This window comes from Nocardia sputorum, assembly GCF_027924405.1.
Classification (GTDB): domain Bacteria; phylum Actinomycetota; class Actinomycetes; order Mycobacteriales; family Mycobacteriaceae; genus Nocardia; species Nocardia sputorum.
The window spans coordinates 5,600,176-5,623,285 of record NZ_AP026978.1 but is presented as its reverse complement, the minus strand read 5'-3'; the positions used below and the strand labels follow the sequence as shown (position 1 = coordinate 5,623,285).

Annotated in this window: 29 protein-coding genes; 10 read left to right on the top strand and 19 right to left on the bottom strand. The window is 69.9% G+C overall.

What is annotated here, in order from left to right; translation table 11 throughout:
• Positions 1 to 9: 9 nt before the first annotated feature.
• Together mmuM and QMG86_RS25385 are read right to left on the bottom strand one after the other, a co-directional pair.
• The gene (gene mmuM / locus QMG86_RS25390; RefSeq protein ID WP_281881122.1) at positions 10 to 924 is read right to left on the bottom strand and encodes a homocysteine S-methyltransferase; all 915 of its coding nucleotides are present in this window, start codon (positions 922 to 924) and stop codon (positions 10 to 12) included.
• Positions 925 to 972: 48 nt separating this feature from the next.
• Positions 973 to 1,653, bottom strand: coding sequence for a phosphate signaling complex PhoU family protein (locus QMG86_RS25385; protein WP_281875183.1), 681 nt, complete (start codon positions 1,651 to 1,653; stop codon positions 973 to 975).
• 507 nt (positions 1,654 to 2,160) lie between these two features.
• Between QMG86_RS25385 and QMG86_RS25380 the strand changes: the two genes are divergently transcribed.
• Positions 2,161 to 2,556, top strand: a complete 396-nt coding sequence (locus QMG86_RS25380; RefSeq protein WP_281875182.1) for a nitroreductase/quinone reductase family protein — start codon at positions 2,161 to 2,163, stop codon at positions 2,554 to 2,556.
• Between the two features lie 71 nt (positions 2,557 to 2,627).
• Complete coding sequence (locus QMG86_RS25375) at positions 2,628 to 3,716, top strand: calcium:cation antiporter (protein ID WP_434085497.1); 1,089 nt, start codon at positions 2,628 to 2,630, stop codon at positions 3,714 to 3,716.
• A 221-nt stretch (positions 3,717 to 3,937) separates the two neighbouring features.
• Here QMG86_RS25375 and QMG86_RS25370 read toward each other — a convergent pair whose 3' ends face one another.
• A complete protein-coding gene (locus QMG86_RS25370) occupies positions 3,938 to 4,318 on the bottom strand; it encodes a DUF5313 family protein (protein ID WP_281875181.1) in 381 nt (126 codons plus the stop codon).
• Positions 4,315 to 4,806, bottom strand: a complete 492-nt coding sequence (locus QMG86_RS25365) for a MarR family winged helix-turn-helix transcriptional regulator (RefSeq protein ID WP_281875179.1) — start codon at positions 4,804 to 4,806, stop codon at positions 4,315 to 4,317. The genes QMG86_RS25370 and QMG86_RS25365 overlap by 4 nt, the downstream gene beginning before the upstream one ends.
• A 117-nt stretch (positions 4,807 to 4,923) precedes the next feature.
• Between QMG86_RS25365 and QMG86_RS25360 the strand changes: the two genes are divergently transcribed.
• On the top strand, positions 4,924 to 5,925 hold the full coding sequence (locus QMG86_RS25360) for a DUF418 domain-containing protein (protein WP_281875178.1): 1,002 nt from the start codon (positions 4,924 to 4,926) through the stop codon (positions 5,923 to 5,925).
• 140 nt (positions 5,926 to 6,065) lie between these two features.
• On the opposite strand, the gene QMG86_RS25355 is transcribed toward QMG86_RS25360, so the two are convergent.
• The 4 genes from QMG86_RS25355 to QMG86_RS25340 all read right to left on the bottom strand — a co-directional run bounded on the left by QMG86_RS25355 (position 6,066) and on the right by QMG86_RS25340 (position 7,601).
• Entirely contained in the window at positions 6,066 to 6,500 is a 435-nt protein-coding gene (locus tag QMG86_RS25355; RefSeq protein ID WP_281875177.1) for a hypothetical protein, read from the bottom strand.
• Between the two features lie 164 nt (positions 6,501 to 6,664).
• Positions 6,665 to 6,934, bottom strand: coding sequence for a cytochrome P450 family protein (locus QMG86_RS25350; protein ID WP_281875176.1), 270 nt, complete (start codon positions 6,932 to 6,934; stop codon positions 6,665 to 6,667).
• A 70-nt stretch (positions 6,935 to 7,004) separates the two neighbouring features.
• Positions 7,005 to 7,289, bottom strand: coding sequence for a hypothetical protein (locus tag QMG86_RS25345; RefSeq protein WP_281875175.1), 285 nt, complete (start codon positions 7,287 to 7,289; stop codon positions 7,005 to 7,007).
• 117 nt (positions 7,290 to 7,406) lie between these two features.
• Positions 7,407 to 7,601, bottom strand: a complete 195-nt coding sequence (locus QMG86_RS25340) for a hypothetical protein (protein WP_159842630.1) — start codon at positions 7,599 to 7,601, stop codon at positions 7,407 to 7,409.
• Between the two features lie 113 nt (positions 7,602 to 7,714).
• On the opposite strand from QMG86_RS25340, the gene QMG86_RS25335 reads away from it, so the two are divergent.
• From QMG86_RS25335 to QMG86_RS25325, 3 genes are read left to right on the top strand one after another with little or no spacing between them, the layout of a single operon-like run.
• On the top strand, positions 7,715 to 8,152 hold the full coding sequence (locus tag QMG86_RS25335) for a hypothetical protein (RefSeq protein ID WP_281875173.1): 438 nt from the start codon (positions 7,715 to 7,717) through the stop codon (positions 8,150 to 8,152).
• A 23-nt stretch (positions 8,153 to 8,175) separates the two neighbouring features.
• Complete coding sequence (locus QMG86_RS25330) at positions 8,176 to 8,331, top strand: DUF6131 family protein (protein WP_169813002.1); 156 nt, start codon at positions 8,176 to 8,178, stop codon at positions 8,329 to 8,331.
• 9 nt (positions 8,332 to 8,340) lie between these two features.
• Complete coding sequence (locus QMG86_RS25325; RefSeq protein ID WP_281875172.1) at positions 8,341 to 8,514, top strand: CsbD family protein; 174 nt, start codon at positions 8,341 to 8,343, stop codon at positions 8,512 to 8,514.
• Between the two features lie 74 nt (positions 8,515 to 8,588).
• Here the strand turns inward: QMG86_RS25325 and QMG86_RS25320 are convergent, their stop codons facing one another.
• From QMG86_RS25320 to QMG86_RS25310, 3 genes are all read right to left on the bottom strand, one after another.
• Positions 8,589 to 9,317, bottom strand: a complete 729-nt coding sequence (locus QMG86_RS25320) for a VIT1/CCC1 transporter family protein (RefSeq protein ID WP_281875171.1) — start codon at positions 9,315 to 9,317, stop codon at positions 8,589 to 8,591.
• A gap of 56 nt (positions 9,318 to 9,373) precedes the next feature.
• Positions 9,374 to 9,748, bottom strand: coding sequence for a hypothetical protein (locus tag QMG86_RS25315; RefSeq protein WP_281875170.1), 375 nt, complete (start codon positions 9,746 to 9,748; stop codon positions 9,374 to 9,376).
• A gap of 62 nt (positions 9,749 to 9,810) precedes the next feature.
• The gene (locus tag QMG86_RS25310) at positions 9,811 to 10,200 is read right to left on the bottom strand and encodes a PPOX class F420-dependent oxidoreductase (protein ID WP_281875169.1); all 390 of its coding nucleotides are present in this window, start codon (positions 10,198 to 10,200) and stop codon (positions 9,811 to 9,813) included.
• 156 nt (positions 10,201 to 10,356) lie between these two features.
• Here QMG86_RS25310 and QMG86_RS25305 point away from each other — a divergent pair, with 156 nt between their 5' ends.
• Positions 10,357 to 11,331: an RNA polymerase subunit sigma-70 gene (locus tag QMG86_RS25305; RefSeq protein ID WP_281875168.1), complete on the top strand. Its 975-nt coding sequence runs from the start codon at positions 10,357 to 10,359 to the stop codon at positions 11,329 to 11,331.
• Positions 11,332 to 11,340: 9 nt separating this feature from the next.
• Here QMG86_RS25305 and QMG86_RS25300 read toward each other — a convergent pair whose 3' ends face one another.
• Positions 11,341 to 13,275: a UvrD-helicase domain-containing protein gene (locus QMG86_RS25300; protein WP_281875167.1), complete on the bottom strand. Its 1,935-nt coding sequence runs from the start codon at positions 13,273 to 13,275 to the stop codon at positions 11,341 to 11,343.
• Positions 13,276 to 13,411: 136 nt separating this feature from the next.
• Entirely contained in the window at positions 13,412 to 14,449 is a 1,038-nt protein-coding gene (locus QMG86_RS25295) for an AraC family transcriptional regulator (protein ID WP_281875166.1), read from the bottom strand.
• 69 nt (positions 14,450 to 14,518) lie between these two features.
• Here QMG86_RS25295 and QMG86_RS25290 point away from each other — a divergent pair, with 69 nt between their 5' ends.
• A complete protein-coding gene (locus QMG86_RS25290) occupies positions 14,519 to 16,024 on the top strand; it encodes a flavin-containing monooxygenase (protein ID WP_281875165.1) in 1,506 nt (501 codons plus the stop codon).
• A gap of 33 nt (positions 16,025 to 16,057) precedes the next feature.
• Here QMG86_RS25290 and QMG86_RS25285 read toward each other — a convergent pair whose 3' ends face one another.
• Positions 16,058 to 16,870, bottom strand: coding sequence for a DUF1460 domain-containing protein (locus QMG86_RS25285; RefSeq protein ID WP_281875164.1), 813 nt, complete (start codon positions 16,868 to 16,870; stop codon positions 16,058 to 16,060).
• A gap of 166 nt (positions 16,871 to 17,036) precedes the next feature.
• On the opposite strand from QMG86_RS25285, the gene QMG86_RS25280 reads away from it, so the two are divergent.
• Positions 17,037 to 17,414, top strand: coding sequence for a hemophore-related protein (locus QMG86_RS25280; RefSeq protein WP_281875162.1), 378 nt, complete (start codon positions 17,037 to 17,039; stop codon positions 17,412 to 17,414).
• A 51-nt stretch (positions 17,415 to 17,465) separates the two neighbouring features.
• On the opposite strand, the gene QMG86_RS25275 is transcribed toward QMG86_RS25280, so the two are convergent.
• Together QMG86_RS25275 and QMG86_RS25270 are read right to left on the bottom strand one after the other, a co-directional pair.
• Complete coding sequence (locus tag QMG86_RS25275) at positions 17,466 to 18,629, bottom strand: sensor histidine kinase (protein ID WP_281875161.1); 1,164 nt, start codon at positions 18,627 to 18,629, stop codon at positions 17,466 to 17,468.
• Positions 18,626 to 19,282 carry a response regulator transcription factor gene (locus QMG86_RS25270; RefSeq protein WP_281875160.1) on the bottom strand — a complete coding sequence of 219 codons (657 nt, stop codon included), beginning with the start codon at positions 19,280 to 19,282 and terminating at the stop codon, positions 18,626 to 18,628. The genes QMG86_RS25275 and QMG86_RS25270 overlap by 4 nt, the downstream gene beginning before the upstream one ends.
• A gap of 114 nt (positions 19,283 to 19,396) precedes the next feature.
• Between QMG86_RS25270 and QMG86_RS25265 the strand changes: the two genes are divergently transcribed.
• Entirely contained in the window at positions 19,397 to 19,807 is a 411-nt protein-coding gene (locus QMG86_RS25265; RefSeq protein ID WP_281875159.1) for a nitroreductase family deazaflavin-dependent oxidoreductase, read from the top strand.
• Positions 19,808 to 20,131: 324 nt separating this feature from the next.
• Here QMG86_RS25265 and QMG86_RS25260 read toward each other — a convergent pair whose 3' ends face one another.
• Genes QMG86_RS25260 through QMG86_RS25250 form a run of 3 tightly spaced genes read right to left on the bottom strand, consistent with a single transcriptional unit; the run spans position 20,132 to position 22,753 of the window.
• A complete protein-coding gene (locus QMG86_RS25260) occupies positions 20,132 to 21,124 on the bottom strand; it encodes a DUF8176 domain-containing protein (protein ID WP_281875158.1) in 993 nt (330 codons plus the stop codon).
• Positions 21,111 to 22,433: a hypothetical protein gene (locus tag QMG86_RS25255; protein ID WP_281875157.1), complete on the bottom strand. Its 1,323-nt coding sequence runs from the start codon at positions 22,431 to 22,433 to the stop codon at positions 21,111 to 21,113. The genes QMG86_RS25260 and QMG86_RS25255 overlap by 14 nt, the downstream gene beginning before the upstream one ends.
• Complete coding sequence (locus tag QMG86_RS25250; RefSeq protein ID WP_281875156.1) at positions 22,430 to 22,753, bottom strand: hypothetical protein; 324 nt, start codon at positions 22,751 to 22,753, stop codon at positions 22,430 to 22,432. The genes QMG86_RS25255 and QMG86_RS25250 overlap by 4 nt, the downstream gene beginning before the upstream one ends.
• Positions 22,754 to 23,110 lie beyond the last annotated feature (357 nt).

Genomic DNA, 23,110 nt, shown 5'->3' with positions numbered 1-23,110 from the left:
GCCGGGCGTTCAGCCGGGCATTCCGGGGTCGGCTGAACCGGCGAGAGGGCCGTCGCAGGTCGCAGTTCCTCGGACTTCTCGTGCGAGCCGGGCTATCTGAGCGGGGCCGACACGGCAGCATCCGCCGACGATCCGCGCGCCACGCGCGAGCCAGCCCCGCGCCTGCCGCGGGGCGAACTGCGCGGGGCCCGTCCAGCGGTGGCGCGCCGCATCCCAGTCTTCGCCGCTGTTCGGGTAGGCGATCACGGGTTTGCCGGTGCGGGCGGCCAGTTCGACCGCGTCCGCGACATCGGCGGGCGCGCAGCAGTTCACGCCGATCGCGACGATCGAGTCCGAGCCGGCGGCCACCGCGAACGCGTCGGCGAGCGGTTGCCCGGCACGCGTGCGGCTGCCGTCGATGGTGTAGCTGAGCCACGCGGGCACCCCGATGTCGTTCACCAAGTCAACCAGCGCCTCGGCCTCATCGATATCGGGCACGGTCTCCAGGGCCAGCAGATCGGCGCCCGCCTCCGCGAGCACCTCGATGCGCGGCCGATGCCAGGTCCGCAGTTCGGCCACGGTGCGCCCGTAGCGGCCACGGTATTCCGATCCGTCGGCGCACGCGGCGCCGTAGGGGCCGATCGAGGCGGCGACCCATCGGACCTGCTCGTCGGCGCAGGCGTCGCGCGCCGCACGGGCCAGCGCCACGCCGCGCCGCCACAGCCGCGCGGACTCCGCTCTGGTCAGTCCGCGCGCGGCGAAACCCTCGTAGGAAGCCTGATAGGTGGCGGTGGTGGCGATGTCGGCGCCCGCGCGGAAGTAGGCCGCGTGCACGGCCTGGATGGCGGCGGGACGGTCCAGGAGCAGACGTGCCGACCACAGCGCGCCGGACAGGTCGTGGCCGCGCGCCTCCAGCTCGGTGGCCAATCCGCCGTCCGAGATCAGTGCCCCCGCCGCCGCGTCGAACAGCACGATTCCACTGTAGGACGCGACTTACTCGTCGTCGGTGGGCTGGGCGGTCGGGGGGACCCCGGTGTCGAGGAACCGGATGAGCCGTTCGATGCGTGCGGTGTGGTCGACACAGCGCTCCAAATGGTGCCCCAGCAGGGCGATGTCGATCGCCACCTCGGTGGAAGGCCGGGACGCGGAGTCGCGCAGCGCGGAATGCAACTGCTGGTGCAGCGTTTCCATCGGGCGCCCGGCGGGTGTCTGCTCCTCGGGCAGCGGTTGGTGACCCGCGACCGCGCGCGCTGCCAACGCCGTGCGCTCGGCAGCCAGCTCACCCATCGCGGCGAGGATGTCCAGGAGCGGCGGCTCCGCAGCGTGCCCGGGATGACTCTGGTACACCTTGTCGGCGATCCGGCTGACCAGCCAGCCGATGCGCGACAGTTCCCCGGCGATCTGGATCGCGGTCACCACGTGCCGCAGGTCGCGGGCCACCGGCGCCTGCAATGCCAGCAGCACCACGGTGCGCGCCTCGCACGCGCCGTACATCTTCTGCAGCTGTTCGTCGAGCGCGAAGACTTCGTAGGTCGCGGTGAGGTCGGCGGCGACGAGCGCGTCGGTGACACGTTCGACGGCGTCGTGGGCGAGCGTGCACATCAGCGTCAGATCATTCGTCAACGCGATGAGCTCGGCAGTGAACTGGGTGCGCACCGCCAAATTCTCACCCATCGACAGGGGCGTGGTCGATTCCTCGCCGGATGTTCATCGGTAACGACATCGCCTCGGCAGGCCGGCCGGTGCCCGCCGCGCAGAAGAACGCGCTCGCCGCGTGTGGTGGTCGAGTGGAAGACGCAGGTGCTGACGTTTTTTCGTGCTCCGCAAGCGCGGTCGTGTACCGGCGGTGACGGCGGTCGCGGTGTGCGGGTGAACCGTGCTCGGGCGCCGCGCGGGTGTACGGAGTGGCGGAGAGATATTGCTATATCGAGGATTTTGTGTTGCGCATCACAGAACAGGTTGGGATACGGGGCAACTCGCTCGATTGCTCACGGCGTGCCCTCGATGGTTCGGTGCGGCGGGGCGAAGGGTCGGTCCTGCGCGTTGCGCTGGATGACTGTTTGCGCCGCGGTACCTGCCGGTGCGCCGCCGCATTCACCCCTGGCCCCTGCCCTGTTCAGCGCCCGAATCGGGGTCGCGGCGAAGCCTGCCGACGGCTGTGACCGGTGTTACCGTCGCGGCATGCCGAACTTGCGCGACATCCAGCATCGGGTGGTGACGGCGTTCCAGCGCCGGGTAGGCAATCCGATCCTCAGCACGCTTCCCGGGCAGACCCTCCTGGAGACCACCGGCCGGGTCAGCGGGCAGCCCCGGATCACCCCGATCGGCGGACGGCGGGTCGGGCAGGAATTCTGGCTGGTCTCCGAGTTCGGCGAGCGTTCCCAGTATGTCCGGAACATCAAGGCCGACAACCGGGTCCGGCTGCGACTGCACGGACGATGGCATGCGGGCACCGCGCATCTGCTGCCCGAGGATGACGCGCGTGCCCGTCTGTCGGCGCTGCCGCGTGCGAACAGCGCGGCTGTCCGGCTCGTCGGTACCGACTTGCTTACTTTGCGCATCGATCTGGAGGACTGAGCCCCGGCTCGGTGCGGGGGACGTTGGTCGCCTGACCGGGATGCGGGCAATTTGCTGGGAGCATGGTGGGCATGCTTCGTGTGTTGCTCGCCCGCTGGACCGTGCTCGTGCCACTGCTCGCCGTTGCCGCCCTCGCGGCCACGTGGGGCCGAAGTCTGCCCGGTGTCGCGGTGACGGTCGTGGTGGTGGCGTTGGTGGGGGCGGTGCTGTCCGCGGTCCATCACGCGGAGGTGGTGGCGCAGCGCGTCGGCGAGCCGTTCGGCTCGCTGGTGCTCGCCGTCGCGGTCACCGTGATCGAGGTCGCGCTCATCCTCACGCTGATGACCCAGGGCGGCGACAAGACCGCGACCCTGGCCCGCGACACGGTCTTCGCCGCCGCGATGATCACCTGCAACGGAATCTTCGGGCTCTGCCTGCTGGTGGGAGCTCTACGCAGGCGCGTGGCGGTGTTCAACGCGGAAGGCACCGGCGCGGCGCTGGCCACCGTCGCCACGCTGGCCACGCTCAGTCTCGTGCTGCCGACCTTCACCACGAGCAAGCCCGGTCCGGAGTTCTCGCCCGCGCAGCTGGCTTTCGCGGCGGTGGCCTCGCTCGCGCTGTACGGGTTGTTCGTGATGGTGCAGACGGTGCGTCACCCGGACGACTTCCTGCCGGTCGAGGCGGACGGCGTCGTCACCGGCGACGAGCACGCCGAGGCGCCCAGCGGGCGCGCCGCGCTGGCCGCCCTCGCCCTGCTGCTGGTCGCCCTGATCTGCGTGGTGGGGCTGGCGAAGGTGGTCTCGCCGGCCGTCGAGTCGGCGGTCCAGTCGGCGGGGCTGCCGCAGTCGGCGGTCGGCGTGGTGATCGCTCTGCTGGTGCTGCTGCCCGAGACGATCGCCGCGGTGCGGGCGGCACGCCGTGACCAAGTGCAGATCGGGCTCAATCTGGCGCTGGGTTCGGCCATGGCGAGCATCGGCCTGACCATCCCGGCGATCGCGGTGGCGAGCATCTGGCTGGACGGCCCGCTGGTACTCGGCCTCGGGGCGACCCAGATGGTGCTGCTGGCCCTGACCGTCGTGGTGGGAGGCCTCACCATCGTTCCGGGACGGGCGACGTTGCTGCAGGGCGGCGTCCACCTGGCCGTGTTCGCGGCCTTCGTCGGTCTCGCCGCCAGTCCCTGAGGGCGCGAACGCTTCGATCGATCCACGTGCGTGGCCGGGCCACAACAGCAGCTTCGGCACCCGCGGACGCTCTACTGTCTCGCGTCCGTTCCACGGCGGTTCCGATGAGCTGTCGCCGCTGACGCGAGTTGGGTTCCCGCCGGGGACCGGTCTATCTCCTGCGGCACGGCCACCGCGAAGGAACGGTATCGGGCGCGCACCGCCGCCAGGGTCGCCGCCACTCAGTGCGGATGCTGGGCGGCGTATCTGGCGCGTTCCCGCGCTCGGCGCTCGGTTCGTCGCGGATTCTCCAGATCCGCGGGCAACCCGTGCTTCGCGAGCCGGTGCGCCCGGTTCATCGGCATGTACGCGACCGTGTAGAACAGGGCCAGCAGCAGCGCCAGCAGGATCATCGCGCCGCGCAGCCACAGCTCGCCGGGGAACAGCAGGAACGCCGCGAACAGCGGCGTGAACGGCACCATCCCGCGCAGGACGTGCCGGGTGGCGGCGAACCTGCCGGTCAGGTCGTCGCGTACCCACTCGAGCATGGAATCGGGCAGGCGTCGTCCGAAGGCGTAGCCGATCCACTGGAGGGGACCGGGCCGCCGTCGCTCTCGGGTCATGGCCGGGCTCCTCGGGACGGGGTCGGGGCGTCGGGCTCGGCGGCCGCCGCACGGCGGGCCGCCTCGTTCACCCTGGTGAGGACGTCGCGCAACTGCTCGAGGTCGGCGAGGGTCACGCCCAGGCGTTGCACGACGGCGGGCGGGATCCGCTCGGCCTGCGCGCGCAGTGCGGCCCCGGCCTCGGTCAGCTTCACGACGAGGTTGCGTTCGTCCCGGCTGTCGCGCTCGCGGCTGATCAGCCCGGCGGCTTCCAGGCGTTTGAGCAGCGGGGACAGTGTGGGGGAGTCGAGTTGGATCGCCTCGGCGATGGCCTTGACCGACATCGGCGCCTCGCCCCAGAGCGCGAGCATCACCAGATACTGCGGGTGGGTGAGCCCGAGCGGCTCCAGGAGCGGACGGTAGACGCTCAGCACCGCACGATTGGCCACGGCCAGCGCGAAGCACACCTGCCGGTCCAAACGCAGCGGATCGTCGATCTCGGTCTCCATCGGCCCTCCTTGTCCGCGCTCCAAGTTAGCGCATTAATAGTTAGTGCGTTAAGTAATGTGCGCGACATCTCGCCGCGAGATCCCGGCTCCGGGGCGGTCGCTGGTTACCGTGAATCCATGCACTACGACGCGCGTCCACTCCGCATCGAGGAACTGGACGCGGTCCGTGGTTTCGCGCTGTGCGGGATCCTGGTGGTGGACATCTGGCGGATCACCGACATGCCTGCCACGGACGGATCGGGTGCGGTGTTTCCGGTCCGCCATGTGCTGTCGGTGCTCTTCGAGGGACGGTTCTTCCCGATCTTCTCGTTTCTGTTCGGGATCGGCTTCGCGTTGCTGCTGGACGGTGCCGCGCAGCGCAGCGAGCGCCCGCGGCTGGTGCTGGTGCGCCGCTTGCTGGCGCTCGGGCTGATCGGCCTGGTGCACCAGCAGTTCCAGCCGGGTGAGGCGTTGCTGCCGTACGCGCTGGCCGGATTGGTGATCCTGTTGCCCGCCTCGGCGCTGCCCACCTGGGCGGTGTTCCTGGCGGGCCTGGTCGGCACCTTCGGCGTCGCGCTCGCCCTGGGTGGCGGACTGGCTTTGGCGCCAGGGCTTTTCCTGCTCGGCCTGGCCACCGTGCGGGCCGGAGTCGTGGACACCCTCGAGGAACGGGGCTGGCAGATCGGTGTGGTCTTCGCCCTCGCCCTGCCCGCCGCGATTGCGGCAGGGCGGTGGGAATACCGCACACCGTATCTGGAGCTGTGGTCCACCCCTGCCATGGCCGTTGCGGGCCTGCTGGGCGCGCTGGCCTACGTCACTGGGTTGCTGCTGTTGCTGCGCATCGAGCCCGGTCAGGTGCTGGCGGAGGTGTTGCGGCCGCTGGGCCGCATGGCGCTGACCAACTACGTCGGCGCCACCGCCCTGATTCTGTCGGCCGCGCCGCGTTTGGGCCTGCCGGGCTCCGACGACTACGCGACAGTGCTGGGATTGGCGGTCGCAATCATCGCGGTGCAGGCGGTATTCAGCGCCGTGTGGTTGCGGCTGTTCGAGTACGGACCGCTGGAATGGTGGTGGCGGTGCGTCACCTGGTGGACGGTGGTGCCGATCCGGCGCGTGCGGGTGCCGAGCCGTAGGTACTGAGTCGGCGCGGAGCCGAAGGATCGCCCGTGGTCTCCAGAGCGGCCGACGGCATGGGGAGCAGCCGCGCGGTGTCCAACTGGATCGCGATTCTGCCCGAGCCCGCTCCCGGCGGTCGCAGCCGCGACGGTCCCGGATCTCGATCACTCGTTCTCGATGCGGCGCAGGATATCCAGCATCGCCAGCACCGACTCGGCGCGGACCGTACCCTGTCGCAGCCCATCCCGCAGCACGAGCTCCAGCACGTCGTGCTCGGCGTTCCCCTTGAGCGCGTTGATCAATGCCAGCTCGCTGCCGCGCGCCGCCGCCAGCTGCGGGTCGGTGAACGGGTCCAGGCTGTCGAGCCCGAAGTAACCGCGGAACAGCTCCAGCGTCTCGTAGGACGGGTTCACCGCCTGGCCGGTGCGCAGTTTCCAGAGGTAGTTGGCGGACAGGCGCGTCCCGGTGGTGCGGTGGATGTCCTCGGCCAGCGCTCGATGTGTGATCTCCTGCGGCCGAACGTCTTTGCGCGCGGGCGGATGCATTCCGTTGATCAGGGTGTTGAGCGCCCGGGTGAACGGGTGTAAGTCCTCCCCCATATCAGCGTGTCTCCTGTGGTTGACAGGACATGTGGCGTAGATCATACTCGTCCGTGCTCCGCCGGCGTATGCCGGTGTGGTCGCCCCGAAGGGGTGGGTGACCACGAAAGGTCCGGTACCCGAGAGCGGCAGCAGGTGGGGCGATCATCGTCGCTCGCCCCATCTCATCGCAGTTCCACCGGCAACGTGAGTGGTCCCCGATGCCGGAAGCCGGAGCGCCACACGATCTCTCGCTCGTCCACCGCGAGCGCGGAATCCGGCCATCGGGTGAGGACGTGATCGATGGCGGCCGCGGTGGCGGTGCGCACCAGCGCGTTGCCCAGGCAGGCGTGTGTGCCGTGGCCGAGCGCGAGCTGCGCGCCGGGATCGCGCCCGAGGTCCGGTTCGCCCGGCTGATGGAAGATTTCGGGATCGTGGTCGGCCGAGGTCGGCATGCTCGGGCGGAAGTGAATCGACCAGTGCGGGAGCGAGTTCCGTCCAGTCGGCGCGGGGACAATTCGGCGGTCACCATACCGCGCAGGCGTGCGTGGTCGGCCGGAGCGGCCGCGAGCATCGCGTCCAGCGGTGGCGGCACCGCGAAGCCCGGTAGTCGTCGCCTTTCGCGTACCGGGCCTGGGTCGACAGCCGACGGTCCAGCAGACCGGCCCGCACGTCGTGGTATCGCGTCACCAACCAGGCCGGCGGTCCGTCGGGCGTGCGGACGCGATGTATGCCGTCCCCCGTGGTACGCAGCCGCTCGAGCGTGGGCCACGGATTTCGGGCGAACCGGGCGTCGAACACATCCGTCACCCGGTCATCATCTCGCACTGCCGGTCGGTCCCCGCTGGTGTGCAGGTCGTCGGCGCGGGCTGCGTGCGGGTTCCGGCCTCCACGCGGCCGGATGGCCACGCGTCGCGCCGAGCCCCATCAGGAGGCGGCGGCTCCGGTCTGCCGGATCGCGTCGAGCACCTCGCCGTAGGTCAGCGTCGTCGAGTTCACGATCGCGCGTTCGGACGGTACGTCGATGTCGACGGAGTCGATGCCGTTCACGCCGCGCAGCGCCGATTCGACGGCCGACGCGGACTCCCGGGTCACGTTGTGCAATGTAACTGTGTACGTCATGCGAATCGCATTGACGGATTCCGCTCACTCAAACTTTCCCTTTTGTCCCGTTTGATCGCGAAGACCCCGGGAATAGCGGAGTTGTCAAACGAATCGACGCAACAGGGATTGCCATGATCATCATCATCGGGCTCGTCGCCTTGATCGCGGCCGTGATTATCGGAGTTGCCGCCGTAGTGGGCAACACCGGCCCCGCTCAGCAACTGACGAGCGATTTCTCGGTATTCGACTATCACTTCCACGGTTCCACCGGAGCGCTGTTCGGTTACGGCGTCGTGCTCGGTGCGATCGGGATGTTCGGACTAGCCCTCGTGCTGTCCGGCGCGTGGCGGGTCACCCGCCGCGGCATGGTCGCGCGTCGTGAACTCGCGCAGTCCCGTCGCGAGATGGCGGCGGTACGGCGTGATCTGGCGGCAGACACTTCCGCACCGGCGGCGCGGGCTCCCCAGGAGCCGGCCTGGCGGCGGTGGCTGCGCGCACCCGGTTCCGGTACCGCCCGGACCGATCGCGGCGCGACGGTGCCGACCTCGAAACCCGTGACCGCGAAATAGTTGAGAAGAAAAGGAATACGACAATGATCATTCTCGGCCTCATCCTCTTGGTCCTGGGCTGGCTGCTCTCGATTCCGCTGCTGACCACCGCGGGCATCATCGTGCTGATCATCGGGCTCGTGCTGCTGGTGGCCGGCTCGGTGGGCCGTCCGGTGGGTGGCCGTCGCTGGTATTACTAGGAATTGCTCATGAAGTTCGAAGATCGCCTCGCGCACCAAGTGCAAGCGACCAGGGGCAGCATGAAGAAATTCCTCGGCAAAGCGACCGGCAACTCCCGGCTGGAGGCCGAGGGGCGGCGTGACCAGACCCTCGGCAACGTCAAGCGCGCCGCGGACAAACTGCGGGACGCGTTCAAGCGCTGACCGCGCACGATCGACCGTGCCGGGCGAAGGCCGACAGCCTCCGCCCGGCATCGTCGTGTTCCGAGACCGAGCCGTCAGATCCCGGCCACGTCGGTGAGCTGCCCGATGCCATAGGTGACGGCCATCGCCAGCGCGCCGCCGAGCACCACCCGCACCACGGCCCGGCCCCGCGGGCTTCCGCCCAGGCGCGCGCTGACCGACCCGGTGAGCGCGAGCGCGGCGAGCACGGCCGCGAACGTCACCGGGATGCGCGCGGTGACCGGGGGCAGCAGGATGGCCAGCAGCGGCAGCAGCGCGCCGAGCGTGAAGGCCACCGCCGAGGAGAACGCCGCCTGCCAGGGATTGGTCAGCTCCGCGGGGTTCAGGCCCAGTTCGGCCTCCGCGTGCGCGGTGAACGCGTCGTGCGCGGTGAGTTCTTCGGCCACCTTGCGCGCCGTTTCCGGCGTCAATCCCTTGGCCTGGTAGATCGCCGTGAGCTCGGCCAGCTCGTAGTCCGGCTCGTCGCGCAGTTCTTTGCGTTCCTTCGCCAGCAAGGCCCGCTCCGAATCGCGCTGAGTGCTGACCGAGACGTATTCGCCCACCGCCATCGAGATCGCCCCCGCGGAAAGCCCCGCGATGCCCGCGGTGAACAACGCCGGTGTGTCGGTGGTCGCCGCCGCCACACCGACGACCAGCCCCGCCGTGGACACGATGCCGTCGTTCGCGCCCAGCACGCCGGCGCGCAGCCAGTTGAGCTTGGACGCGAAGCCGTTGCCGTGGGGTTCGTGCGGGTGTGCGCCGGAGGCGTCGGTCGTGCGAGCCATGAACGCACCCTAATCACTCGGCGCCGCGCGGGCGGGAGCCGCGACAGGCCGGTCCGCTACGGAAGGGGTGGGCGGGGAACGGCCGGCGGATGCGGAAGCATCGTGCGGTGGATGATCTGCAGGATCAGCAGGAACAGCAGCGAAAGCCCGGCGGTGGTGACATCCCCGACCAGCACCGCCAGCACGGCGAACGCGCCGAACACCGGAACCTCCAGCACCGCGCACCAGCGCAGGATCCGCAGCCGCCTGGCGTTGGCGGACAGGCGTTGCACACCGTCGTCGATGATGGTCAGCGCTGTCTCGTAGCGCACCATCCCGTCGCCGACCTGGACGAACATGTGCACCGCCTGGTCGCGGCTGAGCTCGCCGAGCCAGGCCCGGTCGATCAGCCGCTTGCCCTCCTCGGCGACCTCCTTGATAACCGCGTCCATGCGGCCCCCTTCCCAGTCGATCGGAGAGTCTAGCGGCCGAATCGCGCCTTCCCAGTGACGATTCAAGCGGGTGGGAAGACGTACACGCGCTCCGGCACGATCCGCACGATCAGCCGCTGCGCCTCCGGTTCCGGCGGGGGAGTCGCGCCGCCCATGTACTTCGCGTACATCGCCATGAGCAGCGTCTTGTCCGGGTCGTCGGTGATCTCGGCCCGGCCGCGCACCTCCGCGTACCGGCCGTCGGCTCGGCTGAGCACCAGCAGGCTCACCCGTGGATCGCGCAGCATGTTGCGGGTCTTCAGCCGCCCTTTGATCGTGCTGAACACCAGGGTGTCGCCGTCGTGGTCGACGAAGATCACCGAGGACTGCGGGCGGCCGTCCGCGTTGGCGGTGGCCAGGACGGCGGCGTGGGGGCCGTCGATCAGGGTGCGCACGGTGTCGTCGAGTGGCATCGGAAGTCTCCTCGGTCGGTTCGGGCATCACGGTGATCCCCGTAATGCGGACTGCCGCGCCGGTCCGGAGGAATCGCGGGAAGCGATTCTTTTTCGCGTCCCATCCGGTCATATCTGCGACGGCTCACACTCCGTGGACCGGGAAAGGACCTGTGGATGACCTCGACCAGCGCGCTTCCCGACGCCGAATTCACCCGCCGCACCCAGCCGTATCGCCGGGAATTGCTGGCGCATTGTTACCGCATGCTCGGCTCGCCGCACGACGCCGAAGACTCGGTGCAGGAGACCTATCTGCGCGCTTGGCGTTCCTTCGGCGCCTTCGAGGGCCGCTCCTCGGTGCGGACCTGGCTGTATCGGATCGCCACGAATGTGTGCTTGACCGCGCTCGAGCACCATGGGCGGCGCGTGCTGCCGTCGGGTCTCGGCGCTCCTGGCACGGATCCCTCGGCGCCGCCAGTGGCTGCCGCCGCGGGTGTCCGGTGGCTCCAGCCGATGCCGGACGCCCTGGTCGCGCCGGACCCGGCCGGTGTGGTGGTGGCCCGCGACAGCCTGCGTCTGGCGCTCATCGCGTGCCTGCAGCACCTGAACGGCAGACAGCGCGCCGTGCTGCTGCTGCGCGACGTGCTCGGCATGCCCGCGACGGAAGTCGCCGAGATGCTCGACACCAGCACCGCGGCGGTGAAGAGCACGTTGCAGCGCGCCCGGGCCCGGCTCACGGAGGTCGCGGCGGCCGCCGAGCAGGCGGTGCCACCGGGCGAGCCGGGCCGGCGCGCGCTGCTCGAGGAGTACATGACCGCGTTCCGCCGCGCCGATCCGGCCGCCATCGAACGCCTGCTGCACCGCGACGCCGTGCTGGAGATGCCGCCGTCGGGCACCTGGTTCGCGGGCAAGCGGACCTGCGCCGCCTATCTGGCCGCACAGGTCCTCGGCACGCCCGGCGAGTGGCTGATGTTCCCGGCACCGGCGAACGGGCAGCTCGCCGCGGTCGCCTATCACCGGCAATCCGATTGCGTGTACCGGGCATTCGGCGTGGCGGTGCTCACCACGACGAAGGACGCGATCATCCGGATCACCGCGTTCGGCGATCCGGAGCTGGTCACCGCGTTCGGATTCGCGCCGGTTCTGGGGTGAGGGAGCGGTTCACCGCTGGAATTCCGGGCGGTCGTCCCGCACACCGATCCACGCGTAGTCCCGCGCCCGGGTGATCGCGACGAGCTTCTGCCGGTCGGCGAGTTCCGCGCGCTCCCGGTCCGCGCCGGTGCGCGATCGGGATCCGCCGGACCAGGCCGGATGGAACACAGCCGCGAAATCGAGGCCCTTGGCGCGGTGCACGGTGCCGACCTTGACCGCCGCCTGCGGCGTCCCGTCGTAGTCCTCCAACGGCAGCGTCGCGATGCCCACGGCGTCGAGCGCCCCGGCGAGCCGGGCCGCCTCCTGCCGCGTCCGGGTGAGCACGGCCATGTCGGACAACGGTTTTCCGCATCCGCGGATGCCGTCGACCAGCGCCGCCTCCAAGTAGTGGTCCGGCCCGCGCCAGATACGCACCACGCCGTCGGGCAGGACGACGTCGGCGTCGCGCAACAGCACGCCGGGCGCGTCGTCGAAATCGCCGAGCTCGTTCACCGCGTCGATCCCGGCGGCGTTCTCCCAGACGCGGCGGCGGTTGCGGTAGTTGACCCGCAGGATCGCGCCGCGGCCGCGCAGATCGATGCCCGCGTCGGCCATGCGCCAGCCCCCGGCGTACACCTGCTGCTGGCCGTCGCCGAGCAGCAGCAGCGGACTCGATCCGTTGCCGCCCGCGATGGCATGGGCGAGCCGCAGCCCGGCCAGGGTGATGTCCTGCACCTCGTCGACGACGACCGCGTCATAGGGCTCCGGGAGCGGTTCGTTGCGGATCTCGGCCAGCGCGATGGCGATGACGTCGCTGTAGTCGGAGATGCCCCGCTCGCGCATCTCGCTCACGTAGGGCACGTACAGCTTGCGCCACACCTCGGCACGCCGGTCGTCATCAAGGCCGATGCCGTTGCGCCCGTAGCGTTCCGCGCGCTGATAGACGTCGAGATCGTCGATCTCCCGGCCCTTGATCACCCGGTCGATCTCCTCGCGCCAGTAGCTCTCGCGCGGCTCGATGTCCTCGAAGTCGGCTCGCGCCCGCTCCCAAACCCGGTGAAACACGCGGTCGGCGCCGTGCGGGTCGAGTTTCGGGGCCGCGATTCGCTGCGCGAGGAAATCCAAAGCCCAGGAATGCAGCCCGGCGAACTGGACGCGTCCCTCGGTTCCCGGCGCGAGCTGCCGGAAGTAGGTCTCCTGGCAGTTCGCGAGCGTCTTGACGAACGTCGTGTACAGCTGACGACCGGTGGATCGCTTCGCCTGCCTGGCCATACGGTGCAGCGCTACGACGGTCTTACCCGTGCCCGCCGGGCCGGTCAGCCGGGCGGGGCCGGTGTACGTGCGCGAGACCAGGAGTTCCTGTTCGGGATCCAGGAAGGTCATCCAGTGCTGGAACGGCCGTCCCAGCGCCGCCTCCCGCTGCGGCGCGAGGACTTCCGACCGATCGAGCAAGGCGAGATCCGGTACCTCCGGCGCCGGTTCCTCGATCTCCAGCAGCTCGTACTCCCGGGCCGCCTGGTGCGCGACGGTGTGCGCGACGGCCTGGACGCGGGTGGGCTTCAGCTGCCGGTGCCGTGCGCGGATCACCCGATCGAGCTCGCCCGGCCGGGCGACGGCGAACCTGCCGTCGCCGCGCAACCCGATCTCGCCGGGCACGAGCAGGACGATCTGCCCATCGTGGGCGACAACCTTCTCCCGCCCGAATTGCAATCTGCCGAACCGCGCCTCGACGTAGCGGCGGATCCCGTCGAGCTCGGCGGGCACGTCCTCGGCGAACCGCAACGCGAAAAGCCCGGTGCCGCAGACCAGCAGCGCGTGGGCATGGTCGGCGGGCACGGGATTCCGGTGGACGAGCAGGTAGCGCCCCGGCTCGGTCAGCGCCTCGGTGAGAAACGCGCGCTGATCCGAGCTGCAACCGGGGATGCGAGTGAGCGTGTCCGTGACCCGCGAAAGCCAGGCGTTCATGGAGTCCCCCTTCCGGTGCACACCTACCCCGTCTTCGACGGTAAAGACGCGGCGTCGAGGAGGGAATGGGCGGAGAGCTTTCGGGGACAACCGTTATCGAATGGGACTTTCCGGACGCCGGACTGTTGTCGATCTGTCACCCGAAAGTGTTGTGCCCCTGCGTCCTTCCCTGTGCTTCGGTGCGACGCAGTCCGGTAGGCGTTGTGCCCCACCATCTTCGGGCGCATCGGGTGAACGTCGCCTGCTCGGACAACCCGATCAGCGAGGCGACCTGACTCATCGGCATGTCCGTCGTGGTCAGATACCGCCGCGCCGCGTCCCTGCGGACCTCGTCCAGGATCGCGGCGAACGAGGTGCGTTCGGCGGCGAGCCGTCGTTGCAGGGTGCGCGGATGCACGGTCAACAGCCGTGCCACCGCGCCGATCTCGGGCGCGGAGGTGCCCAGCAGCTGCCGGACGGCGGCGCGCACCTGCGGGGCGATCGCCGCCGTCGCGTCGCCGGACTGCTCGGCGAGGAACGCCATGGCCAGCCGGTGCAAATTCTCGTCGCCTCCGGTGAGCGGCCTGCTCGCCAGGCTGCTCGGCAACCGCAGGGCCGCGAACGGCCGCTCGACCCGCACCGGCGCGCCGAAGAACTCCTCGTACCCGGCGACCGCCGCTGCCGGCCGATAGGGCAGCTCGACCGAACGCAGCCCGTAGCGGTCGTCCACCAGGCGCTGAATGGTCCGGTGCACGAATGCCAGTCCGAGGTCGGTGCCTTGGACCGGGGCCGGAAGCCCCGGCCGCACGCCGTAGCGCAGCGCGAGCACGCCGCGATCGCCGTAGGGGTCCGGCTCCAGCGTCAAGCTGAGTGACCGCGCGTGCAGGAACAGATACCGCGCGGAGCACTCGAGCACGTCGGCCAGCGACGGCGAATTGCGGATGGCCAGCGCGAGGGGGCCGAGCATGTCCAGGTCCTGCCGTTGCGCGATCCGCAGGCCCAGATCGGGGCAGCGCAGCTGGTGCGCGGCCAATTCCAGGACGGCCGCGACGCGCTCGTCGGGTACGAGCAGGTCGTCGGTGTCCAAGGCGGCCACCGGCAGGCCGCAGGCCGTCGCGAGGCCCTCGGCGTCTCCGCCCAGTTCGGCCACGGTCGCGCGGAAGCCGCGCAGCCCGGCCGATCGAATCACCGACATGTCGTAGAGAATCAAATAGTTGTCGCGCAAAGTCAAGAATGGGGGACGCTCGGCTCGCACACTGGAGGCATGACCGAGACCGCCGCAGCACCGGAACACCTCGATGTCGTGATCGTCGGCGCGGGACTATCCGGAATCGGCGCGGCCTACCGGCTGCAGACCGAGTGCCGGGGCAAGACCTACGCCATCCTGGAAGCCCGCGACGCGCTCGGCGGCACCTGGGATCTGTTCAAATATCCCGGTATCCGCTCCGACTCCGACATGTTCACCCTCGGCTACCCGTTCAAGCCGTGGCGCGACGCCAAGTCGATCGCGGACGGTCCGTCGATCCTGCGCTACATCACCGAGACCGCGACGGAGTACGGCATCGACCGGCACATCCGCTATCGCACCAAGGTGGTCGCCGCCGACTGGGACAGCTCGGCCGCCCGCTGGACGTTGACGCTCGCGCGGCGCGATGCCTCGGGCGCCACCGAGACGCACACGTTGACCTGCGGCTTTCTCTACGCCTGCGCCGGGTACTACGACTACGACCAGCCGTACGCGCCGGAGATCCCCGGCCTCTCGTCGTTCGCCGGACAGGTGGTGCACCCGCAGTTCTGGCCCGAGGACTTCGACTATCGCGGCAAGCGCGTCGTCGTGATCGGCAGCGGCGCGACCGCGGTCACCCTGGTGCCTGCCATGGCGGAGCAGGCGCAGCTGGTGACGATGCTGCAACGCTCCCCGACCTGGATCAGCGCGGTTCCCGGCCGGGACAAAGTGGCCGACAAGATCCGCGACCTGCTGCCGCCCCGGCTGGCGCATCGCGTGATTCGCACCAAGAACATCCTGTTCGGCATCGGCTTCTACCAGTACTGCCGACGGCGTCCGGAAGCGGCGCGCAAACTGCTGACCGGCCTCACCACCCGCATCCTGAAGGACGAGCAGGCCGTCGCCGAGCACTTCACGCCCAGCTACAACCCGTGGGACCAGCGGCTGTGCGCGGTTCCGGACGCGGACTTCTTCAAGGCGATGCGGAAGGGCAGGGCCGAGGTCGTCACCGATCACATCGACACCTTCGTGCCGGAGGGCATCCGGTTGCGGTCCGGCCGGGTGCTGGAGGCGGACGTCGTGATCACCGCGACGGGGCTGCAGCTGCTCGCCTTCGGCGGGATCGCGCCCAGCGTCGACGGCGCGCCGGTCGGATTGTCCGAGCAGTTCGTCTGGCAAGGGGCCATGCTCACCGGCGTCCCCAACTTCGCCGTGTGCATCGGGTACACCAACGCGTCCTGGACGTTGCGCGCCGACCTCACTTCCCGGCTGGTCTGCAAGGTGCTCAATCACATGGATCGCCGAGGTTACGCCGCCGTCGTGCCCGAGCCGCAGGGCGAACTCGCGGAACATCCGCTGCTGGATCTGGCCTCTGGTTACATCCAGCGCTCCATCGGCGACTTTCCCCGCCAGGGCGACCGTCATCCGTGGAAGGTGCGGCAGAACTACCTGCTCGACTCCGCCACGACCCTGCGCACGGACTTGGACAAGACGCTCACCGGGACGCCGAAATCGGCACTGCGGCGGCCGGCGCCGGTCGCGTAGCCCGGACGAACGATCGCGCGGCCGAGTCCGCGGTCAGCGGGCCCGGAGCACGACGATGCCCGGGGTCGACCGGACGTAATCGGCGAACGGCGAGTCGACCACCTTCTGATTGCCCGCGAGCGAGGACGCATTGCGGAAGACCGGACCCGCGTCGGTCATGACGAAGATGCCGACGTGGGTCACGTCCAGGCCCGGTTGGTCCGCGTACGCGCCGATGTAGTCGCCGGTGCGCAGCCCGCTGACGACGTCCGGGCCGACAGCGGCGCTCGGAATGTAGGTGACGGCGCGATCGACCACGGGGAGTCCGGGCAGATACGTGCCGCCGTCGGCTTCGGCGTTGAGGTGCTTGGTGACGGTCACGGCCGCGGCGCTCAACGTCGCCGTGATGTCGGTGGCCGCGGCTTCGGCGACCTGCGACCAGTCGGTGAAGAAGTGCTTGCGCTGCTGGAAATCGACTCGGCCACCGGCGTAGCGCGTCCGGATCAGGTTCGTCGTGAACTGGTCGCGGTCGGTCGATCCGGTGAGTGCGTGGACATAGTCGAGGTAGGTGAAGCAGTCCACGCGGCGAAAGTCGATGACCAGTCGTTCGGGCTCGGTCGCCGACCCGACGAGCATGTTCGCGCCATAGGGCGTGCCGAGGAAGGGGCGCGACAGCAGCTCGATCAGCTCCGCCTTGCTCGCCGAGACGGGCGCCTTGGCGCGCAACGCCAGCAGTTCGTCGAGCTTTCCGGCGGTGACGTCGTCGAGGTGCGCGCCCTCCGGCGCGCCGAGTGCCGAGGGCGGAATCGACACAGCGCAGCAGACGAGGGCCGCGAGGACGAGCAGTACCCGGGCGATGATGCGCAAGACGCCTCCAGCGGAAGGATCGGCCGATCGGTACACAACAGCGCTACCACGGTAACCCGGCGACGGCATCGGCAAGACCTAGCGCCGTCCAAACACCCTCGCTGGTGGACTGAACGCCGGGTCACGACGCGGTGGCCCCACGTTCCGACCGAAAGGGTTTTCCGACATGACGAGAATCGTTCGAGCCACCCTGGCTCTCGGCGGCCTGCTCGCCGCGGGGGCGCTGCTGGTTCCGGCGACCGCCTCCGCGCAGCCGCAACCGGGCGGACTCCTGGAGACGACATGCAGCTTCGCGCAGATCGACGCCGCCGTCCACGCCCAGTTCCCCGACGCCGCCGCCCGGCTCGACGCGCATCCCGACCGCAAGGCGAAACTCCAGGAACTGCTGAGTCTCCCGGTCGAACAGCGCAAGCAGCGCGCCAAGGAGTTCCTGGACAACCACCCCGAGGCCAAGCGCAAGTTCGAGGAGCATCGCGACTCGCCGCGGGCTCAGCAGCACCGCGAGAAGCTGCGCGTCCTCGCCGACACCTGCCACAACTACTGAGCACGTCGCGGGCGAGGTGTCGGACTCGCCCGCAACCGGCGTGCGGCCCGGCTAGCCCCGGGCGCCCGGGAGGTCGACGGTGATCGCCAGACCGCCGTCCGGTCGCGCCGCCGCTCGCACCGTGCCGCCGTGGGCCTGTGCGACGGAACGCACGATCGACAAGCCGAGCCCGGCGCCGCGGGTCTCGGAATCGGCCAAGCGTTCTGCGCTGGACAGTCTGCGGAACGGTTCGAACAGACTGTCGACTTCGAACACGGGTATCGGCGGGCCACTGTTCTCGACGGTGAGGACGGCGCGGTCACCACTCGTCCGCGATCGGATGACCACCCAGCCGTTCTCGGGGACGTTGTAGCGCAGGGCGTTGTCCAGCAAATTGTGGACCAGGCGTTCCAGCAGCAGCGGATCCCCCAACACGGGAGCGGATTCGAGATCAGTGGTGATCTCGGCTCCGGGTCGCCCGGCCCACGTGCCGGCCGCGTCGGCGGCGATGTCGGCGAGGTCGGCCCGGCAGTGCTCGGTCAGCCGCTGTTCGGTGGTGGCCAGCACCAAGAGGCCGTCGATGAGTCGTTCGTGACGGCGGTTGACCTCCAGCAGCGTGGCCCCGAGTCTGCGGGTGGACTCGGGGACGGCGGGGTCCTCCAGCGCCACCTCGATCAGCGTCCGGTTGATGGTCAGCGGTGTGCGCAGCTCGTGCGAGGCGTTCGCCACGAATCGGCGCTGTCCGTCGAACGCCCGGTCCAAGCGCTCCAGCATCGCGTCGAAGGTGTCGGCCAGGTCTTTGATCTCGTCTTGTGGGCCGTCGAGGGCAATGCGCTCGTGCAGGCTCGTATCGGCCACCCGCCGTGCGGTCGCGGTGATCCGCTGCAATGGCTGCAAAGCGCGCCCGGCCAGCAGCCAGCCGAACCCGCCGGCGGCGATTCCCACCGCGCCGAGGGATACCAGTGACCACACCAGCATGGCGCGCAAGGTGTCCCGCCGGTTGCGTTGGGCCTGCTCGGTCAGTGCTTTGAACAGCTCCGTGGAGACCGGGGTCCGGTTCCGCTCCGCCCGCTCGATGAGATACGCCCGTACCACTTGCTGCGCGCCGCCGCCGGGCCGTCGCTCCAGCGACTGGTTCAAGTAGAAGTACATCAACGCGACCAAGACCGCGCCGGCCAGGAAGAACGCCGTCGCGTACAGCAGCGTCAGCCGCAGCCGAATGGTGCGTCCACTCATCGGATGCGGTACCCCACGCCGGGCTCGGTCTCGATCAGCCGCGGGTCGCCCAGTTTCCGCCGCACGTTCATGATCGTGTACCGCACGACGCTGGTGAACGGGTCGATGTGCTCGTCCCACGCCTTCTCCAGCAATTGCTCGGCCGAGACCACGCCGCCGTCCGCGCGCAGCAGTTCGGCCAGCACCGCGAACTCCTTGCGCGACAGCGTGACCGGCTCGCCGTTCCTGGTCACGGCGAACCGGTGCGGGTCGAGCCGGATGCCGGACCGTTCCAGCACCGGGGGAGCGGCGGTGCGCGCCCGTCGTCCGAGCGCCTGGATACGGGCGACCAGCTCGGCGAACGCGAACGGCTTCGTCAGATAGTCGTCCGCGCCCAGGCCCAGACCCGCCACCCGCTCGGCCACGGCGCTCGCGGCCGTCAGCATCAGAATTCGGGCCGAGCCGCCCGACTCGATGAGCGTGCCGCACACCACGTCGCCGGAGACGCCGGGCAGGTCCCGATCGAGTACCACCACGTCGTAGTCGTTCACGCCGGTGCGCTCCAGCGCCGCCGCGCCGTCGTACACCACGTCGACCGCCATGGCACGCCGGCGCAGTCCGTCGGCGATCGCGTCGGCCAGCAATGTCTCGTCCTCGACCACAAGCACCCGCATCTCGTCATCGTGCCCCCTCCCGTTGTTGGGCGGACGTTAGTTCGGCTTCGGCGGGCAGGTCTGGGTAGGCTCGCGCACGACCCGGCGCACCCGACTCACCAGGAGAGACAAGCCATGGCAGGCGACTGGAACACTCAGATCATCGAAGAATTCCGCGCCAACCAAGGCAAGGTCGGCGGCCCCTTCGCCGGCCGCGAATTGCTGCTGCTCACCAGCATCGGGGCCAAGTCGGGGCGCCCGCGCACCAATCCGCTCGCGTTCATCCGCGACGGTGGCGACATCGTGGTCGTCGCCTCCAAAGCGGGCGCGCCCACCAATCCCGACTGGTTCCACAACGTGCGCGCCAACCCCTCGGTGACGCTCGAAATCGGCACCGAGACCCTGGAGGCGACCGCGACTCCGATCACGGAAGGCCCGGAGCGCGACCGCCTCTACGCCGCGATGGTCGAGGTGATGCCGGGCTTCGCCGAATACCAGGAGAAGACCGACCGGGTGATTCCGGTCGTCAAGCTGACGCCGCGCTGAGCGGAGCCGGTGTGCCTACCGCGCCGAGACGGTTCGACAAGGAAACCGCGTCGCGGCGGCGCGCAATAGCCGGGAGCGTTGATCACCCTGCCCCCACCGAGGACAGCAGCATGGGCAGGGCGTCGCGCATTCCGGGCCCTCCAGGTTGGGCGAGGACACCCCGATGTCGAGAATCCGGTCACTGACGCGGTTTTCCCAGCGCACCGTCGGCGCCGCGAACGCCGGTGGCGTGGAGAGGAAAGGCACGGTGAGGCCCGCTAGGAGGGTGGCGATGGCGAGTGTTATCCGGATCAGACGACTCAACGGTCGGACCTATCGCGGATCTCAGCCTGCGGTGATTCCGGTGATCAGCGTTTGATCCGTACCGGTACGTGTGGTGATGAACTGGGTGAAGGTGTTCGACTCTTCGCCGGGGAACTGCTGCGTCAAACGGACTTCCCACCGCGCCTGACCGTCGGGACCGTCTCCGGCCCGGGAGATCTGCACGCAGTAGCGGGTGCCCACCGGCACCTGATTGATGCCGCGCTGGATCTGATCGGCGGGTGACACCGCCGCGTCGGGGGCCACCACCGCGCGGGCCCGGTACCCCGACCGTTCGGCGTAGTAGGCGTACTCGAAGGCGAAGATGGCGTCGGGGCCGTTACCGGTGCCGCCCGGGTCGGTGCCGGAAATGACGTCTGCGGTGCGCTTCTGCTCACATCCCGGTGTGGCGATGGCCCACGGGGGCTTGACCCGTGAGGTGGATGGCGCGGTGGTCGGCGCGGGTCCGGCCGCGCGCGGCGGCGAGGTCGCCGCCGCTTTGCGCGAATTCGCCTCGGAACCGTAGATCATGGCCAGGCCGATCGAGATGGTGGCGACCACGATGCCAAGCACGATCAACACGGTCAGGGAGCGATTGCTTCGCTGTTGATCGGTGCGGCGCGGACGGCGCACCGGGGTGCCGGGCTGGATGCCGGATCGGTTGACGATGGCGGGTGCGGTGCCGCGGCTGTCCTCGGCCTTGACCGGCTCCGGCTCGGCGGGCGCGCTGCGCTGCGGCGCGGCCACCGGTTGCGGCGGTCGCGCCGCCGGTGGCGCGGGTTCGAGCCATTGCTCCCACTCGCCGAGTCGCGGGCGGACTGTCGGCCGCTCCGGCGGGCGCGATGGTTCCGCGGCCTGGTATTCCGGTTCCCGGCGACGAATCTGCTTGCGACGGCCGGGCGACCGGCGACGCTTCGACGGCTTGCCCGCGGGAATGCGCAGCATCGGCAGACCCGTGTCGAACGGATTGCTCTGGCCTGCGCTCTGACTGGGATGCTCCCGGTCAGGGGGCGTCATCGTCGAATTCGCCCAGCACCGGTACGACCGCGGTCACCGCGGACGGGATGGTTACGCCGAGCTGTCCGTCGCGCGGCTTGTGCTCCTGGTCCGCACCGCCCGGCGGCGGGGCGGGCGGCACCACCATGCCCCCGGTGGGGCCGGGATGCGCGGGGTGGTCGGGGCTGCTCGCGGGCGCGGGCGGCGCGCTGTCGACGCTGGGTGGCGTGACCGCGGGCGCGGGCCTGCTCTCCGGCCTCGGTACGTCCGCCCGCGCGGCCGGCGCCGAGTTGCCGGGCGGGATCACCGAACCGGGCCCGGTGGTCGACGGCTTGTGCTCCGGGGACCCGCCGAAGTCGAACAGCTTCGAGGAATTCTTCGAGTCGTCGCCGTTCGTGCCGGAGTTGGTGGAGGAGCCCGGGTTGATCAGTTCCGGGATCGCCTTGTCCGCGGCCGCCGCGACGGTGTCGATGCCGTGGATGCCGACTTCGGCGATCTTGTCGATGATGTGCGTGCCGATGTCGACGCCCGCGTTGATGGCCGTGGTGCCGAGATCCACTCCTGCGGAGATGAGCGCCTGCTGCAATTGGAGCTGCGCGGCGAGGGCCGGGTCCATGGGTTGCGTGGTCGCGGGCGCGGTGGCGCCGGGCGCGGTGGTGCCGGGCACGACTTGTGCGGTGCCACCCTGACCGGCGGCGGCCTGGCCTTGGCTGACGCCGGACGGTGCGGTGACCGTGAGCGGTCCCATCTCGTCGAGTCGCCTGGTGTGGTCGTCCATTTCGGTGCGCGCGGCCGTCACGGTGGTGAGCGCGTCGCGCAGCGCGAGGGTGGCGCGCGCGATGACGGCGTCGGTCTCCGGCGCCGAGGTCGCGTTGTCCAGGATCTCCCGCGCGTCACGCCGGAAGTCGGCGATGATCTGGTCGACGCGCCGCGCCGCGCGCCCGGAGGTGGCGTGCGCGTCGGCGAGCACGGACAGATACGCGGGCCCTCGATCGGAGATGTCACCGATCTGGGTCTGCGTCGTGCGTAGCGCGGGCACGGCGTTGTCGGCGGCACGGGAGGTCCAGCTCGACTCCAGCGCGTGCAGACCTTCGCGGTGCGGGCCTTCCGTGTCCGCCGCCTGGGTGGAGGCGGCCGAGAGCGCCCCGGTCGCCGCCGCGCTCGGCACGCCGACTCCGGTGCCGAGCGAGGAGCGCAGCGTCAGCAGCGGTTTCACCAGCGCGGCGATGATCGGCGGATCGACGCCGGGCGCGGTGCTCGGCGGCCGGGTGGCCTCGGCGGCGGGCTGGGTGGCGTGCGCCCGTTTCCGCAGTCCCATCAGGCTTCTCATGCCAGTGCCTCCCCGGACCGGGTGATCGCGGCCGCCGTCGCGGCGTCGACGTCCTGCGCGTTCTCGCGGTACTCGCGCAGGACGCGGCCGTAGGCGCCGACCAGCTGCCCGGCGGTCGACAACGCTTCCGCGTGTTCGGCGACGGCCGCGGAGAAGCGGGCCGCGAACTCCGCGCCGACGAGCCCGAGATCGGCGGCCAGCCGGTCCGGATCCACCGCGCCGGAGGCGACCGTGGCCGCCGACGCCAATTGTTTGGACACCGCGTCCGCGATCGCGGTGTAGGCGGCCACCGCCGCCGGGTCGAGCCTGAGCGTGTCCACTGTTCCCCTCCCGGATCCCAGTCTGTCGCTACCGCGCCATGATTCACCGCCAAGGGTACTGTGCCGCAGGGCCGCCATGCGCCCGATCCTGGGTGGTCTGTTCCGTGCGAATGCCGCCCTTCCGGGTTTCCGATCTCCGCCGCAGTGCGAAGTGCGTACCCGCCGCCTCCGCACGCGTTGTGCCGGGCGCGGGCCGATGCCCCTGTTCACCAGCCCTCCTGAGCCGCTTACCTGTCCGGCCGCGATGGCGTCCCTGCGAGCCACGCTGGCGTGTCGAGATTGTTATTCGGAACAACAAATTAGTGGTTGTGCCCTGCGTCACAGTCCCATATGTTGCTGTGAACAACATTCGTTCCA